The sequence below is a fragment of the Shewanella sp. 1180_01 genome, assembly GCF_052850535.1.
On record NZ_VXCT01000003.1, the window covers coordinates 81980 to 99728 of the forward strand.

At 47.7% G+C, this 17749-nt stretch carries 13 protein-coding genes; 6 read left to right on the forward strand and 7 right to left on the reverse strand.

Annotated features, from left to right (window positions below):
* Positions 1 to 172 precede the first annotated feature (172 nt).
* Positions 173 to 649 carry a Cys-tRNA(Pro) deacylase gene (ybaK, locus tag FW758_RS03605; protein ID WP_446444654.1) on the forward strand — a complete coding sequence of 159 codons (477 nt, stop codon included), beginning with the start codon at positions 173 to 175 and terminating at the stop codon, positions 647 to 649.
* Between the two features lie 211 nt (positions 650 to 860).
* Complete coding sequence (locus FW758_RS03610; protein WP_446444655.1) at positions 861 to 1163, forward strand: hypothetical protein; 303 nt, start codon at positions 861 to 863, stop codon at positions 1161 to 1163.
* 109 nt (positions 1164 to 1272) lie between these two features.
* Here FW758_RS03610 and FW758_RS03615 read toward each other — a convergent pair whose 3' ends face one another.
* The 4 genes from FW758_RS03615 to FW758_RS03630 form a co-directional block, all read right to left on the reverse strand.
* A complete protein-coding gene (locus FW758_RS03615; protein WP_446444656.1) occupies positions 1273 to 2550 on the reverse strand; it encodes a glutamate-5-semialdehyde dehydrogenase in 1278 nt (425 codons plus the stop codon).
* Between the two features lie 12 nt (positions 2551 to 2562).
* Positions 2563 to 3681: a glutamate 5-kinase gene (proB, locus tag FW758_RS03620; RefSeq protein ID WP_006082800.1), complete on the reverse strand. Its 1119-nt coding sequence runs from the start codon at positions 3679 to 3681 to the stop codon at positions 2563 to 2565.
* Between the two features lie 210 nt (positions 3682 to 3891).
* Entirely contained in the window at positions 3892 to 5181 is a 1290-nt protein-coding gene (locus FW758_RS03625; RefSeq protein WP_006083923.1) for an NCS2 family permease, read from the reverse strand.
* Between the two features lie 1245 nt (positions 5182 to 6426).
* Positions 6427 to 7956 carry a leucyl aminopeptidase family protein gene (locus FW758_RS03630; RefSeq protein WP_446444657.1) on the reverse strand — a complete coding sequence of 510 codons (1530 nt, stop codon included), beginning with the start codon at positions 7954 to 7956 and terminating at the stop codon, positions 6427 to 6429.
* Positions 7957 to 8175: 219 nt separating this feature from the next.
* Between FW758_RS03630 and FW758_RS03635 the strand changes: the two genes are divergently transcribed.
* The 3 genes from FW758_RS03635 to FW758_RS03645 all read left to right on the forward strand — a co-directional run bounded on the left by FW758_RS03635 (position 8176) and on the right by FW758_RS03645 (position 12188).
* On the forward strand, positions 8176 to 9636 hold the full coding sequence (locus tag FW758_RS03635; protein WP_446444658.1) for an aminoacyl-histidine dipeptidase: 1461 nt from the start codon (positions 8176 to 8178) through the stop codon (positions 9634 to 9636).
* 255 nt (positions 9637 to 9891) lie between these two features.
* On the forward strand, positions 9892 to 10446 hold the full coding sequence (locus FW758_RS03640) for a cache domain-containing protein (protein ID WP_446444659.1): 555 nt from the start codon (positions 9892 to 9894) through the stop codon (positions 10444 to 10446).
* Between the two features lie 95 nt (positions 10447 to 10541).
* Positions 10542 to 12188 carry a methyl-accepting chemotaxis protein gene (locus FW758_RS03645; protein WP_446444660.1) on the forward strand — a complete coding sequence of 549 codons (1647 nt, stop codon included), beginning with the start codon at positions 10542 to 10544 and terminating at the stop codon, positions 12186 to 12188.
* Between the two features lie 153 nt (positions 12189 to 12341).
* On the opposite strand, the gene FW758_RS03650 is transcribed toward FW758_RS03645, so the two are convergent.
* Entirely contained in the window at positions 12342 to 13274 is a 933-nt protein-coding gene (locus FW758_RS03650) for a DMT family transporter (RefSeq protein WP_446444661.1), read from the reverse strand.
* 92 nt (positions 13275 to 13366) lie between these two features.
* On the opposite strand from FW758_RS03650, the gene FW758_RS03655 reads away from it, so the two are divergent.
* Positions 13367 to 14266, forward strand: a complete 900-nt coding sequence (locus tag FW758_RS03655; protein WP_115334012.1) for a LysR family transcriptional regulator — start codon at positions 13367 to 13369, stop codon at positions 14264 to 14266.
* A 43-nt stretch (positions 14267 to 14309) separates the two neighbouring features.
* On the opposite strand, the gene dinB is transcribed toward FW758_RS03655, so the two are convergent.
* A complete protein-coding gene (gene dinB / locus FW758_RS03660) occupies positions 14310 to 15386 on the reverse strand; it encodes a DNA polymerase IV (RefSeq protein WP_446444662.1) in 1077 nt (358 codons plus the stop codon).
* Positions 15387 to 15575: 189 nt separating this feature from the next.
* A complete protein-coding gene (locus FW758_RS03665) occupies positions 15576 to 17579 on the reverse strand; it encodes a methyl-accepting chemotaxis protein (protein WP_446444663.1) in 2004 nt (667 codons plus the stop codon).
* Positions 17580 to 17749: the final 170 nt, after the last annotated feature.

Consider the following 17749-nt stretch of genomic DNA (forward strand, 5'->3'; position numbering starts at 1 on the left):
AGTGATAATTGAAAATAGTTGAGTTGAATGATGACTGAGTCATCACTGAGTCGCCGCCTTAAACAAGCTTGGCTCACTGTAATGAGCCAATTAAAGAACGTAAAAACGAAGTGGCTAACGTTTTACATCAAAATTAAGCGCTAATATCACCCATTTTGTGAAGGAGTATAGAATGACCCCGGCCGTTCGATTGGCGAAAAAAGCCAAAATTGCGTTTGATATCCTAGAGTACAGCCACGATCCACACTGCGCCGCCTACGGCGAAGAAGCTGCCAACACCTTAGGGCTTGAACCCGCACAAGTGTTTAAAACCCTTTTAGTCGCCATCGACAAAGCCCATGCGCCAATTGCCGTCGCCCTCGTACCCGTCGATCATCAGCTTAATCTAAAAGCCGTGGCAAAATGTCTAGGACAAAAGAAACTGCAAATGGCCGATGCCGAACTCGCGCAAAAATCCTCGGGCTATCTGGTTGGCGGCATTAGCCCGCTAGCGCAGAAAAAACAGTTACCGACCTTAATTGATGACAGCGCTCAAGCCTTCGACAGGATTTATGTCAGCGCGGGCCGACGCGGCTTAGAGATAAGCTTAGCGGCCACAGACTTAGCCCAGCTTTGCAAAGGCGAATTTGCCGATATCAAGACGCTTTAAGCCACATCGACCACATTAAGCACAAGTCATTCGACGTTAAGCAATCTACTCCATTAAATAGCACGCGCTCATGTTGGATAACTCGCAAACAAGACCCTAGCAACAACAAAATTGGCTTCAGCGTACTGGGTCTACAGTAGAAAGCGTTTGATAATGCCTAGACTTGCGTCTATAAATTGTACTGAGGTACAAATCGACTAAGGATAGTCAGATGGAAAAATCAACCCAATGGGCCCCAGAAAATAGCATCAGCCCACTAAGCTGGTGCGCTATGTTACTCTGCATCGCCTTATTTATTTATGAGCATTTCTGGGGAAACAGTTTTACCACTATGGTGGTCATGCTCTATTGCAGTTTTATGCTGCCCTCGGTATTACTCACCCGCAGAGTACAGGAAAAGTACTTTATTTATACCTTGGAATACATCAAAGCCTTTCGTAAATTCACTGCCGTCATGTCGACGCTATTCTTCTGTATCTGGTTACTTGCCACCTATACGCCGCTTCTCCATTGAAGCACTGCCATAAATAGACTCTGCAAATTGGCACTTACAATCAAACACTGCAAACAAAAAAGCCGTCAACACAGAGTGTTAACGGCTTTAATTTTATGATTTTTAATCACTAAACACGGCTAGTGTAATCACCCCATGCTAACCACTTATATGTGGTTAATGCCTCAAGCCCCATTGGGCCGCGAGCATGGAGTTTTTGCGTGCTCACCGCCACTTCGGCGCCAAGGCCAAACTGACCGCCATCGGTAAAACGCGTGCTGGCATTAACATACACAGCCGCTGAGTTCACTTCGTTCATAAAGTGCGCCGCTGCGTGAATGTCATCGGTCAAAATCGCTTCCGAATGGCCGCTAGAATATTGGCGAATATGACTAACGGCGGCATCGATATCGCTCACCACTTTAATACCTAAGGTTAACGACAACCATTCGATGCCAAAATCCTCAGCCTTGGCGAGCGTCACATCAAACCCTAAACCATCCAGCAGGCTAAAGCTTGTGTCACAAACTGAAAAACGCACGCCTAAACGATGCTGATACTCGGCAATTTGCGGCACAAATGTGCTCGCCACACGCTCATCCACCAGCAAGGTATCAAGCGCATTACACACAGTTGGACGCTGCACTTTGGCGTTAGCGATCACGGCCAAGGCACGCTCAAGATTGGCATTTTTATCGACATATAAATGACAAATACCAATGCCGCCCAAAATCACCGGAATCGTCGCCTGCTCGGCACATAAGCGCTGCAGTGCTTGACCGCCACGGGGCACTATCATGTCGACATATTGATCGAGCTTAAGTAAACCTGTCACTAAAGCTCTGTCTGAAGAATCAATAAATTGCACCGCATCTATCGGTAAACCTTGGGCAACAATCGCACCGCGGATCACGTCACTAATGAGTTTATTCGATGCTAGGGTTTCTTTACCGCCACGGAGGATCACCGCATTACCGGTTTTAAGGGCAAGTACCGCGATATCGACAGTGACATTAGGCCGAGCCTCATAGATAACACCGATCACCCCAAGTGGTACTCGGCGGCGAGTCAGCCTTAAACCGTTATCTAATAATCGACTGCCAAATTCTTCACCTACCGGATCGGCAAGACGGATCACATCGCTAATATCGCCAATAATACCCGCCAGACGCGCCTCATCGAGCAACAATCTGTCGATCATCGCATCCGTTAATCCATCGGCTTTAGCGGCGGCAACATCTTTAGCATTCGCGGCTAAAATGGCGGCGGCGTTTTCTGTCAGCGCATCGGCGATGGCTTCAAGCAAACCGGCCTTTTGGCTCGCCGTTAAGTTAGCTAAGGCATAACTTGCCTGTTTGGCATTATTACCAAGTTGCTGTAAATACTGATCTTGATTAATTTGACTCAAAACAGACCTCGCTTATAAGACAACCATGTCGTTGCGGTGCACGATTGCGTCACCATAATCGTAACCGAGTAAAGACTCGATCTCGTCGGAATGCTTGCCCGCGATCAAACTGAGGGCTTGGCCGCAATATCGTGTCATCCCTTTAGCAATCACTTTACCCTGTTGATCAACTAATTGCAGCGTTGCGCCGCGCTCAAACTGACCTTTAACGCCGACGATACCTTTAGACAATAGACTGCGGCCCTTGTCTGTCACGGCTTTGACCGCGCCCGCATCGAGCACTAAAGAACCTTGAGTCGCAGGGCCGGCTAAAATCCACTGTTTACGGCTTTCGAGCGGGTTTTCGATGGCACTAAAATGCGTGCCAACGGATTCCTTGCTCACCACTTTTTTAATCACATCGGGGTGATGGCCAGAGGCGATAACCACTTCGATGCCCGCACGGCGAGCAATATCCGCCGCTTCCAATTTAGTCGACATTCCGCCCGTACCTAAACCAGAAACAGACCCGCCCGCCAACATACGCAGACTATCGTCAATCTTGACGACTTGGGAGATCAACTTAGCATTCGGGTTCGTGCGCGGATCGGCATCAAATAAGCCCTTTTGATCCGTCAATAAAATCAATAAATCAGCATCACACAGCAGTGCGGCACGGGCCGATAGATTGTCGTTATCACCGACTTTGATTTCATTAGTGGCAACGGCATCGTTTTCATTGATGATCGGCACAATATTATTCGCCAGCAAGGCATTGAGCGTGTCGCGGGCGTTGAGGTAACGCTCCCTATCCTGCAAATCGGCACGGGTCAGCAGCAATTGGCCGACATGCAGCCCATAAATACTAAAGAGTTGTGACCAAGCGAGGATCAACTGACTTTGCCCGACAGCGGCTAACAATTGCTTATTCGCCATAGTGTCGGGCAGTGTCGGGTATTGGAGATGTTCACGCCCAGCGGCAATGGCCCCTGAGGTGCATAATACGACTTCGACCCCTGACTTCATCAGTGCGGCCATTTGACGAGCAAGCTCAACCATGTGGGCTTTATCTAGCTGTTTACTGCCAGAGGTCAGCACACTCGTCCCCAATTTCACTACTACGCGGCGATACGCAATCTCACTTAAGTTCATTATTCATTTGTAAAAAATAACCGAACAATCCTTATACCTAATCCGCTGGGTAATTGGTAGCAGGGAGTTATTAACTCGGGATAAATTTTCGATTTTGCTTAGAATCGCGCATGAAAAAGGGCCATCAGTTAGATGACCCTCAAAAAATATTGTCTATTGTAGACAATCTACGTTGCGAGCTCGCACTGCACGAGCCACTAATCGACAGCCTTAGCCATAGATAAACTTAGCCACAAACAGCGCAGCCAAGACGACAATGCCCACATTGAGATCGCTAAAACGACCTGTGAGTAATTTGATTGCGGCGTAAGAGATCATCCCAAAGGCGATGCCTGTTGCGATGGAAAACGTCAGCGGCATTAAAATACACACAACAACTACCGGTGCTGCTTCAGTCAAATCTTCCCATTCGACATGCACGAGTCCTGACATCATCAGAATCGCCACATAAAACAGTGTGCCCGCCGTCGCATACGCTGGGATCATGCCCGCCAATGGCGACAGAAATAACGCAGCAATAAAGAGTAATCCCACGACAACTGCCGTTAAACCAGTACGACCACCCGCGCTCACACCCGCCGTACTTTCGATATAACTTGTGGTCGTCGATGTACCAAAAGCCGCGCCCGCAATGGTCGCTAAACTGTCAGCAGTTAAGGCACGGTTTAATCGCGGTAAACGGCCCTTCTCATCGAGGAAACCACCGCGCTGCGCAACCGCAACTAAAGTGCCAGAGGTATCGAAAAGATCGACAAATAAGAAGGCAAACACCACAGATAACATGCTGACTTCAAAGACTTGGGATAAATCCATCTTCAAAAAGGTTGGCATGATCGATGGCGGCATAGACACAATGCCGTGATACTGCACATCGCCAAACACTAATCCCAGCCCTGTGATAATCAAGATACTTAGGATAACCGCCGACTTCATCCCGCGTTGCACCATAGCAATGATCAGGAAAAAACCTAACACAGCCATGACAGCCGGAAATGCAGTGATATCGCCTAAGGTCACTAAGGTTGCAGGGCTTGCCACCACAATACCGGCACTCTTAAGGCCAATCAGCGCAAGGAACAGACCAATACCAGCGGCAATACCAATACGCAGCGACATGGGAATGCTATTTACAATCCACTCTCGAATGCGCACTAAAGATAAGATTAAAAAGCAAATACCCGACAGGAATACCGCGCCAAGTGCAGTCTCCCAGCTGTAACCCATTTCACCCACGACTGTGTAGGTAAAAAAGGCGTTCAGCCCCATGCCAGGTGCAAGTGCAATAGGATAATTCGCCATCAAGCCCATAACTAAACAGCCGACAGCCGCAGCCAAACAAGTCGCGACGAATACAGCCCCATGGTCCATGCCCGCATCGGCTAACATCATTGGATTCACAAAAATGATGTAGGCCATGGTCATAAATGTTGTCAAACCTGCGACCGCTTCCTGCTTGAGGCTCGTTTGATTTTGTTTCAGTTTGAACAGTTTTTCTAACATGGAACAAGGTTCCTTTTTATTTTAAGTATGTAGGGTAGTTAGATGTAAACACTATGTAGCGTGATGACATTTGCAGCCGATTATAGGGAGTTTAGGCTGGTCAGGCCAGAAAATTGGCAAGGGATAAACACAAGTAACCATAAATCATTCGGTAAACGGCCGAGTGATTTATTCTGAACGCAAATAATGGAAACCTCGCCATGACTGTGCGGTTCAATAAAATGATAAATATGCGGAGTCAGTTAGCGCTTAGCAACTTAGTTAAGCTTGTATTTATTAGCATTGGTAATGCTATTACCTGAGCAAACTACTTCATCGGATAGTGTTTACATAGCGCATGAAAGGAGCGCTTGGAATTTTTTAGGATCACCCAGTGCATACCACTAATCCCAGAGTGGCGCAGGCTCAACATACACTTCAACCTCTTCTCCAGTAATCTCAACGCCACATTTATTAAAGAAGCAATCCCTCACCTCTGAGGAGGCGATTAAGCGTGAGGGCTGGTAATAGGTGCTTTACCACTTCTGACACTAACAGTTTATGCTCATTACTATCAGGTAAAACAGTTACAGGCTTAAGCGAAAAAAAGGCAAAAAAAAGCCTGCTCAATGAGCAGGCAAAGACATATTTCAAGCGTCCCTTTCGGGGAAGTACATTACCGCGCTAGCGGGAAAAAACTGGCATATCCATGCAAAAACACCGATATGCTACTTGAGTCTAAACACGCCAAAAAAGGCGATACAAAGGTTGATGGATGATGGAAACTAAACTTTAAGGAGGGTTAAGCCTTAAAGCTCATGGCGAATAAACCGCCACGCAAAACATCAGTGTTAAACCAAGTGTTCTGCCAATAAAAATGGTTGTTGCCTGTATAAGACATAGTCAATACTCCTAAATTAGTTGTGATTAAGTACTCTAGTGAAGCTTGGCTCGGTTCCCTGGAACTAGAGATTCTCATATCCGTTGAGACGACTTGTCACTCAGGTCCTTGGAGAAAAATATCCATCCTGGATAGACTAGAGAGGAAAGGCATTAGTGCCTAATCCACGAAAGCAATTATATGGTTTTGTAGTTTTATTACAACCTTTATTTGTATTTTTTTTGATTAAGGCTTTTTAATGTAATTAAATTACACAATTATAGTAGGGTTAATGGCGATCTATTTCACAGAAAAACAGAAATAATCCTGTAAGCATCTAATAAGTAAGATATTACAGAATTATTTCTTTTTGTTACCACAAATCGTTAGCGATTGATCAGATATTGATACAAGCCCACCAGCGGACTCGCTGTAGGTTTGCCGTAGAGCGGATCACCTTCTGTCGCACTGCCTGCGATATCTAAGTGCATATAAGCTAAGGGAATTGGGGCTGTTACACCATGGTCAAATAGCCCAGACGCTTTCAGCAAAAATGCCGCAGGATATTGATGTCCACGCGCGGTAATCGATGATGGGGCATTATTTGAAGATAACATTTCAGCAGCGCCTGACATTTTCGCAAAGTCTTCAGGACGCAGTGTAGACACTTCAAAGGGTTCGCCCCATTGAGTCGCCTGCTGTTGTAAAGTGACAGCGCATTGCTGCGCACTCGCCACAGAGTTTTCCACCGCCGCAGGATAACTGCCATAACAACGCACAACATGACCTGTGAGTGTTGCTACCGAAAACATTTCAGGCTTCACCGCCGACACGGCTTTGATGCGTAAATGGCTCAGTAAATCCGCCAGCACTAAGCGCCCTTCGGCGTCCGTATTACCAATCCGCACTCGTACACCCGCATGACTGGTGATGATTTCATCGGTCACGAAGGCTTCGCTGCCTATGCTATTACGCACTAAACCTAACTCGGCAATCACGCGAATGCCCTTAGGCTTGAGCATTGACAAGGTTTTGAATAGCCCCGCCACGGCAGAAGCGCCGCCTTTATCACGGCTCATGCCCGCCATAGAGCCGCCGACTTTCAGATCGGCGCCGCCGGTATCGTAAATCACGCCCTTACCCGCGAACAGGAAAGTACGAGTCACTTCACCCTCTGGCAGATATTCTAATTTCACCACCCGAGGTTGATGACGACCGACGGCAAAAGAGGAACGCACCACTGCACTGAGCAGCGGATAGTCACGCTCTAAAATATCTCTGTCTTCTACCACTGCGGTTTTGATCACGCTGCCCGCTAAGGATTGCAGACAATAGTCAGCAAAGGCTTTAGCCGACATGCGCTCAGGTTCAGTACCACATAAATCCCGCGCTAATACGCGGCCCGCTTCTAACGCATTGAGTAAATTGCTGTTATGGGTTGATGAAGATAGTAAGCCTATGGCCTCAAATGCAGGCGTTAAGCCCGTCGCTTCACGCAGCTCTAAGGTTTGCCACAGTTCTTGACCGCAGGCTAACGCTGCGACTTCAGAGGCAAAACCAAAACGCAGATCCTTCGATGGCACCACATATAACAACGGACGTTTGGCGCCCGCCTCTTTTGCGATAGCAATCGCCGCCCTTGCGGCATCGGCATATACACGCACATCTACATACTCGTCGTTCACTTGGGTGACAGGCGCGATGATCAAGCGACCTCCCGCCAGACCCGGGGCAAACAGTAATGTCGGGCTCTTACCTACGCGCTTATCCACGTGGGCACCGTGCTGAGCCAATAAACTGATCTCATCAAAACCTATGGTATCCAGATCTGGCGTTACCACCACAACTGCATCCCAACCTTCACCATCAAAAATGGCATTTTCTGCTTTTACATCAACGAAGTTAACTTGAAACATGACCCATCCTTTTTCATTATTGTGTCTGCATTATTCCCGCTCTATCGCCTAATTACCAATCTAAAAGTGGTATCGAGACCCTCTGAAAAATCCCAACTGGAAACTTTGGCTGCCAGCGTAACAAAAGCCTGTGATGCTGAGATTAATTGGCTGCGCAGAATGTGCTAGAATGGCCGCAAATTTGCCCTATACCCACAAGACCTTATGAGGGACACTTCTGTGACAGCTTTAAGTCAGTTATACCCACAGCCATTATGGCAATGGTTTGAACAAATCTGCGCTATTCCCCACCCATCTAAGCATGAGCAAGCCTTAAGCCAGCACATTCAAGCGTGGGCAAAAAGCAAACAACTTGCCGTCGTTGAAGATGCCGTTGGCAACTTGATCATCCGCAAACCGGCTACGCCTGGAATGGAAGATCGTAAAATCGTGGTCATTCAAGCCCATATCGATATGGTGCCGCAGAAGAATGCCGACAAAGTACACGACTTCACCCAAGATCCTATCGAAGCTTATGTTGATGGCGATTGGGTTAAAGCCAAAGGCACGACCTTAGGTTCAGATAACGGTATCGGCATGGCATCGGCGCTGGCCATTTTGGGCTCAGATGATATCAAGCACGGTCCATTAGAAGTGCTGCTGACGATCGATGAAGAAGCCGGCATGACCGGTGCTTTTGGTTTACAAGCGGGCATGTTAGATGCAGAGATCCTGATCAACACAGACTCTGAGCAAGAAGGTGAAATTTACATGGGCTGCGCCGGTGGCGTCGATGCTCAAATTACCCTGCCTATGGTGTGGCAAGCGTCTGAGCAAAGTTACTCTGCCTTTAGCCTGCATTTATCTGGCTTAAAAGGCGGCCACTCTGGGGTGAACATTCACTTAGGCCGCGGCAACGCCAACAAGTTATTGGCGCGTTTCCTATTTGAAAATGCAGATAATTTAGCGTTAGAGCTGACACAATTTAGCGGCGGTTCATTGCGTAATGCGATCCCACGTGAAGCCAACATCAGCTTTATGTTGCCAGAAGAAAACGTCAGTGCCTTAAACGAAAAAGTCGCTGAGTTTGAAGCGCTTATCCGCACTGAACTCGCCATTGCCGATCCTGATATGCGTTTAGTGTTAAACACTATCCCCACGCCAAAACGTGTGATGAGCGAAAACAGCCAAAATACCCTGATCGATTTGCTGCATGTGTGCCCGAACGGCGTGATCCGCATGAGCGATGAAGTCGAAGGTGTGACTGAAACCTCGCTCAACGTAGGCGTTATCAGCACTGACGATGAACAAGTCACTATCCTGTGCCTTATTCGCTCACTGATTGATTCTGGTCGAACTCAAGTCGAAGGCATGTTAACTGCATTAACTAACTTAGCCGGAGCCGATATCGATTTAAGCGGTGCTTACCCAGGCTGGAAGCCAGATAACAGCTCACCTGTAATGGCGATAGTGCGCGAAACCTATCAAGACATTTACCACAAAGAGCCAGTGATCATGGTGATCCATGCGGGTCTCGAGTGTGGTCTATTCAAGAAACCTTATCCTGATATGGATATGGTCTCGATTGGCCCAACCATTCGTTATCCGCACGGACCAGATGAGATGGTAAACATCACCACAGTCGGCCAATATTGGACCTTATTACTAGCCGTACTCGAGCGTATTCCAGTTAAGGCGTAACGCCCAAGTTAGCCTAGCTCACTCAATTGGCACTTAATTCAAGGCCACATCTGCTCAAGTTAGATGTGGCCTTATTTTTTATCGCGTCTTCTATTTGTGTGCAGAAATGCCATTGATAAAATTTTTATGAAAGAACTGAATAACTTGAATTTTCTACTATAGTTGTTTTGTCTAACCCGAACGTATTTTTGCTTGTCGCGCTTTTAGAGATAGCCGCTATACCCTTCAATACTGTGACCTTAAGGAATAGAGATCATGAAATTTGGTAAAATCTTGTCAGCCGCCGCACTACTGCTCAGCAGTAACCTCAGTTTCGCCGAAGAAGTCCCCCAAGCCGTTATCGATCTAGCCGATTCACTGATGCCATTAGGTAAAGAAGTGGTGCTGGTAAATGCCGTTAAAGCGCAAAATGCTCAAGGCAAAAGTTTAGATTCGATCAAAACATTAGATGAAAAATGGATCGCCACCGCTGGGATTGATGACTTTATGTCGTCCTTGATGAACAACGAAGCGGCCAAGTTTCTCACCAGCTTCGAAGCCAGCCAACCTTACTACCAAGAAATTTTCCTCATGGATAATCAAGGTGCTAACGTCGCCATGACCAGTAAAACCTCGGACTACTGGCAGGGTGATGAGGATAAATGGCAAAAATCCTTCGCCAATGGCAAAGGCGATAAGCACATAGGTCCGGTCAAATTTGACACTAGCTCCCAAGCTTATCTGGTACAAATATCGATACCCGTCATGGATGGCGATGCCGCAATTGGTGCTATCACCATAGGGATCAACCTAGATCAATTCGGACTCTAATAGCCAGAGAACGCCAGTGATGGGCCGCATCCGCTTTTATTTCGTGGTTATCGCGGCCCTCACCTTTCAGTGTATCAATCAAGGAGGGCGTGGCTATGGAATGGTATAAAGATCTTTCCGTTAACCAGAAACTGACTTACCCGAGTCTGCTACTCGCTGGCGTAGTCATCTTCGCCTCTTCAACTGGCATCTTAGGGCTTAAAGCATTAAATAACAGCGCAAATACGCTCGCACTCGAATACTTACCGAGCCAATCTGAACTGCTGCAAGCTGATAAAGAGCTTTACCAAGCGCAAGTTGCCGAACGTAGCCTGATGTTCGTTAACGTGGGCACGGAATCCTATAATAGCCTTCTAAAACAGCACACTAATAGTATATCCCTGGTCAAAGAACACCTTAATCAGTTTGCCAATGTGACCACAAGTCCCCTCGCAAAAGAGAAGCTGAATGAATTAAATCGCAGTTTCGAGGTATGGCGAACCACCACCTCTGAAATCAGCAATCAGCGCACCCAAAATGGCCGTAACGGTCGCACAACCGCCATTGATCTGAGCTTTGGCCAAGCAGCGACGCAATTCGAGCAGCTGCATCAAAATATTAATCAGCTGATCGATGACTTAAACAGCAATACAGCAGCAGCTGTCACCCAAGTGGATGATGACGCCTATCGTGGGCAGCAGATGCAGTTAATTGCTTTAACAATCAGTATCCTGATCTGCATTCTGTTCATCGTTACCTTGCCTAAACTCATCAGTAAGCCGCTCGCAGTTTTGCTCGCGAAAATCCACGATATTACCGATGGTGATGGTGATTTGACCGAGCGGGTCCAGCTAACCTCTAAGGACGAACTGGGCGACCTTGCCAATGCCTTTAATCATTTTCTCGATAACTTACATGGCATTATCTCGCAGTTTAAACAATCTACTTCGGAGCTTAATGTCGCCGCCGAAGGGCTAGCCAAAACCAGTGCCACGGCAAAACATACCTTGATGGATCAACAGGCAGCCACCCACAGAATCGCCGATGCCAGTGATCACATTGCTGCTTCTGTGCAAGAAGTGTCAGTCAGTGCCAGTCATGCCGCCGATGCCGCGAAACAAGCCGATATCTTTACCGCCGATGGCCAAGAAAGAGTGAAAAAAACCATCAATGTAATTCGAGAACTCGCGGGGGATGTAGGCTCGGCAGAAATGCAAATCAATAAACTCGAACAAGAAGGCCAACATATCGGCCGCGTACTTGAGGTGATCCAATCTATTGCCGAACAGACCAATCTATTAGCCCTTAATGCAGCAATTGAAGCGGCGCGAGCGGGCGAGCAAGGACGCGGCTTTGCTGTGGTTGCCGATGAAGTGCGATCCCTCGCCTCTAAGACCCACCAATCCACTGAAGAAATTAAATTGATGATCGCCAATGTGCAAAATGGCACCCAAAGCGCTGTGGCGGCAATTAATATCGGTAATGAAAAGGCCATTTCGAGCGTCGAAGCCGCCAGTAATGCCGGTGAAGCCCTAGCACATATTGCAGAAATGGTGAGCCAGATCAGCGAAATGAATAATCAAATCGCCCTCGCTGCCAAAGCGCAAACCACTATGGCCAATGAGAGTCATCAAAATATTCAACACATTGCCGAACAGTCGGAGGACAGTTTACGCACCACTGATGAAATCTACGCCGCGAGCGTACAACTCTCGTCAATGGCGGGTAACCTCACGGCGCTGGTCAGTCGTTTTAAACTGTAATTTGTTGAGAGTGAAAGTTTTTATATAAGTTACCTTTTGTAAATCAGTGATGTTTGAAAAGTCCCCTCTACCGAATAAGGGAGCATAAACCTGTCGCAGTGATGATCTGAATTCAGGTGCTCCCTTATATTTAAACAGCAAAGCTAGCATAGATTAGCAGCGCTTAACCACTAAGCCTCTTTCCGCGCGTAGGTTGACTAACATAGGTAACATCAACGCAAGGATTACTATCAGCATCCCTAACAATTGAATTTCCGTTACCGCCTGCCCCATAGCTAACGCCGTTAATGCTGCAAATACAGGCACGAGATTAAAAAAGACCGATGCCTTAGCGGGGCCAAGCGCTTTAACGCCGTTAATCCAAAACAGATAACCGAGCACAGTGGCGAACAAACCTATGTAGAGCACGCTAGACAAAGCCGTCGTCGACAGCCCCATCAACTCCTGCCAAGGGTGAAACTCACCACGGCCAAGCCCAACCACGGACATAGACACACTGGCTGCTATCATACTCAGCAAGGTAAAGGGCAACACAGGCAACCAATGGCCGACCCGTTGCGAACAAATGGTATAACCACTCCACGCCAACATGCCAGCGGCAATCATCACATCACCTTGGCTAAAACTAAAATTGAGTAATTGCTGCATACTGCCGTTAGTGATCACTAGCAATACGCCCGCCAAACCGCCCACTAAGCTGAACACTTGTTGTCTGCTGAGCCATTCACGCTGTAATAACGCGTTGACGATTGAAGTCACCAGCGGACTGAGCGCCATAATCAAGGCGCCATTGGCGGCAGAGGTGTGCTGCAGCCCATTAAATAACGCCAGATTTAAGCCGCCAACACCAATCACGCCTACTAGCGCTATGACAATGTATTGCGCCAAACTCAATTTGGGCCAAGCCTGACGAGTAAAAACGATATATAACGCCAGAGTCACCGCCGCAATGGTAAAACGCCAGAATACGAGGGATTCCCCTGACATCTCCTCCAGCACTCGCTTAGCAATCGGAAACACACTGCCCCAGCTAAAAACGCAAATCAGTAGGCAAACAATTGTCATGTAAGGTGTATGGGATTTCATATCGGACTCTAGGGAGGTAATTGGGATTGAGCTTAGTTTATAAGTTTCATATATAATTAAAACCTAAAAAATTGAGAGCTTAAATTCCAAATATGAAACTTAATTATTCCTTAGACGATATGCGCCTATTTTGGGTGGTGGCACAACAAGGGAGCTTTAAGCTCGCGGCGCAACACTTAGGCATTCCACCTTCGACCTTAAGTCGTCGAATCAATCTGTTAGAGCAATCATTAGGCCTGCGTTTACTGCACAGAGACGCCCATAGAGTCAACCTTACCGCCACAGGTCAGCGTTATCTCGAACGCTGCGGCCCGCTGTTTATCGAGTTAAACCAGGTATCTGGTGAGTTGCATGCGGATAAACATCAAGCGGTTGGCAAACTGCGGATCTCGGCGCCCATCAATACAACCTATCGCTGGCTAGGTGAATCACTCAACGCCTTCCAACGGCATTATCCCAATATCGACATCGATTTAAGCCTGTCGAACATGAATATCGATGTCAGTGAAAACGCTATCGATATTGCCTTTCGAGTGGGTGAACCTAAAGATCCCGATTGGATTGCAAGGCCGCTCACCACGATTAGCTTTGTACTTTGCGCCAGCACATCGGCAACCCAGTGGCATGCACTGCAAGCCATAGAAGCACTCGAACAACATCCAGTTATCATCGCAAAGCCCGTAAAAACATGGCGCTTACAGCACAATATCACAGGGCAAGATTTCGAGTTTGAGCCAAGAGGTAACATCAAATTAGCCGTCGATGATATGGCGATCGCCAGTCAGGCTGTGGTGGCGGGACTCGGTATTGGACTATTGCCCATCAGCATGGCGAGTGAACAGATACAAAGCGGCAAGCTCGTTCAAATACTGCCAGAATGGCAAGGTATTCCGCGCACCGCCTACTTGATGTATCGCGATCGGGACAATTTACCCTTGCGGGTCAGACTGTTAATTGATTTTATGTTGGCGAATCCACCCGAGGCTTATTGAGCCATTCAGGTATGAGTCTGCGGCTTATCGACTCAGTAAACAGCTAGAGCGCTAAATCAAGCTGAGTCTGGGCATTTGGGATTTCGGGCACTGCGAGGATAGAATCGGCGAGGCCCACCGAAATACCTAATAAGCGAATGCCGCGCCCCTCTTGCCTTGCCATCGCCTGTGCGAGTAGATCATAAAACATTACAATCGAGACTTCATCGCTGCGATGCTCGATAGTGGTTTGCTTGAAATCATTAAACTTGAGCTTGACCACTTGCTTGTGAATTTTGCGCTCCTTAGCGCTGCGGCTCAAACGTAGGGCTAATTCTTGGATCAATCCTGGCATCACTTGTTGGCACTGCTCTAGGTTATAAATATCCTTCGCCAGCGTAGTTTCAACACCGACTGATTTACGCTCCCTGTCAGCGGAAATGCCCCGCTCATCGATGCCTTGGGAACGCTCAATCAAGACGCCACCAAACTTGCCGAATCGCGCCAATAACTCAGGTTTAGAATAGGTTTGCACATCACCACAGGTATTGAGCCCAAGCGAGGAGAGCTTTTCGGCGGTGACTTTGCCGACACCGGGAATTTTACGCAGCGATAAGGTTTTAACAAAATCAGGGAGTGTCTCTGGGGTAATCACATATTGGCCGTTTGGCTTATTCAGATCCGAGGCAACCTTAGCCAAAAACTTCACTGGTGCTATGCCTGCCGAAGCGGTTAACCCCGTTTCGGCTAAGATATCGTGGCGAATGGCCTGCGCAATCAAGGTCGCCGAGCCCTTATATTGTTGGCACTCACTCACGTCTAAATAGGCTTCATCTAAAGAAAGCGGCTCAATCAATGGGGTATAGCGGGAGAAAATTTCACGAATTTGCAGCGACACATCTTTATAAACCTGCATCCGCCCAGGAACCAAAATGAGATCGGGACACAACTTAAAGGCATAAGCGGTTGCCATCGCTGAACGCACACCGAATTTACGTGCCTCGTAACTGCAAGTGCTAATAACACCACGACGGTCGCTGCTGCCGCCCACGGCTAAAGGCTTGCCACGGTATTCGGGAAAGTCGCGCATTTCCACTGCCGCAAAATAGCAGTCCATATCGATGTGAATAATTTTTCGCACGTTGAATTCCTCCAACGCCAAAATACTGTATATAAAAACAGTAATCAAGTGTTCGTCATCAATTTAGCGGGGATCGGGCGGGAAACCTAAAATTAAAAGGAGCCTAAGCTCCTTTTGTGAGTGCACTATGAGTGATGCCGTGATTGAGCTGATGGTCAGTGAGCGAATAGTTCACTGACCAACTCAGGCTTAAATCTTAAATTGGCCGATATTGCGAGTAAGTGCGCGGGTCATATCTTCAAAGCCTTGCAAGCTTTGCGACAAGTCCTGACTCGAAAGCAAAGACTGATCCGACAACCCCCGCACATTATCGACATTGAGCGCCACTTCCTCGGCCGCCACGGCTTGCTGATCGATTGCTACGGTTATTTCAACCGTTTGCTGTTGGATTGACATAATCGCCGTGGCAATATCATTCAGTGCCGCTTCGACCTGAGTCGTTAACTCTTGCCCCGCTTTCGCTTGCTCAACGCCCGATTCCATCACTTGCTCGGCCTGCAATGCGCTTTGTTGCAAGGTGTGAATAATACCTTGAATGTTAGCGGTAGAATCTTGGGTACGGGATGCCAGCGTGCGCACTTCGTCTGCCACCACAGCAAAGCCGCGGCCTTGCTCACCCGCACGCGCCGCTTCAATCGCCGCATTCAATGCCAATAGATTGGTTTGTTCGGCAATGTTACGGATCACGCTCAAGACTTCACCGATTTGCTCTGAGCTATTACGTAAGTGTTTAATCACTTTCGCCGCGGCGATCACTTGCTGCGACAGCGCTTTCATCCCTTCGGTCGCACGGGAAACAATCTGTGTACCATCGTGGGCTTGAGTTTGCGCCTTCTGAGCAAAATCATTCGCCCTCTGGGCACTGACAGCCATTTCTTGACTGGTTTGCGCCATTTGAGTCGCGGCGGTAGCAACCGAATCTATCTGCTGCTTTTGCGATGAGACCGACGACACGGCTAAGTCGCAGATTTGCCGCGCATCGACAACACCCGTGCCTACCTCTTGGGTTAAGCTGCGCGTATCCAACAACATATGCTGCACTTTCTCGGCAAAGCGGTTAAAAGCATCGCCAAGTTTGCCTAACTCATCTTCTCGATCCATTAGAATACGTTTTGATAAATCACTGTCACCTTCGGCGATATCTTCCATCGCATCCAATAACTTAGCGAGTTGACGTCTAAAGGGTAGCAACATCAACCATACCGTCACGCCCATTAGCAGCATGATGCCTATGGCAACCATACTGGCATTCCAGAACGCAGCGGTCACTGGTGCTTCAATCACTTCGTGAGGCAACATAAAGGCTAAGTGCCACTTTTGTTTGGGATAATCGCCGCCCACAGTCACAAAGCTCACCCGTTGGGGCACGCCATTAAAAGTAACGTTAGCAAACCCTTGCGCTTCCCTTTGCATCTGTTGTCTTAATGCCGAAAACCCTGAGGTATCCTTAAACTGAGTATCCACTTGATTCGCCAAGGAACCCGGCGGGAAACGATCGGAAAAACCAGGGAAATACACTAGCTTGCCTTCGTCTGTCATTAAGAAAGCTTGGCCGAAATCACGGTATTTAATCGGTGCCAGCAGGGATTTTCCAATAGTATCAATCAAGATATCCATGCCGCCGATACCAATCAGCTCGCCATTCGCCGCATAAACGGGGGTTTTAACCGTGGCAGAAATTGAACCATCGTTCGCATCGACCGCTGGATCGCCAACAAAGAGCCCGGCTTGATCGATCGCTTCCTGCCACCAAGGTCGTTTGTTGGTGTAGTAATCAGGATCGCCATCGAAGCGGCCATTAAGGTCAAAGTACTCGAAGGTATTGGCCGAGCCAAAAAACACCGACTTAACATCGCTATCGCGATCGGAGAAAGACTTAAAGTAACCAATAATGTCTTGATACTGGCGATCAGCCGCGAGATGACTGCCACGGGCGTGATACTGAGTAAACCATTTGACTAAACCCGGCTCGGCAAATACTGAATGGATCACTTGGCCCTTAGCAATAAAGTAGCCGCTGATCTCATTGGCTTTTAAGGCAACTAACGCCGAAATATCCGCATCGACTTGCTTTCGCGTGTTATCACTTTCTTTCGTTACCAACAAAGCGGCGACTAAGGTAAGCAGTACAGCAAGCGCTCCAACGATAGTCACCACTAACTGCAAACTTAGAGAACGTTTCATATATCCCATCAATCTTCCCGTCTGGCTGGCCAACAAGTTAACAATATGGCTCGCAAAAATAGTTTTACACGGTAACAATTTTTACCTGTTAACAACAGATGAAATCACCATAAAAAACGTAAATAAGTATTTGTAAAGAAAGGACATTAGCTTTATAACAGGATTCGCTAAATTTAAGA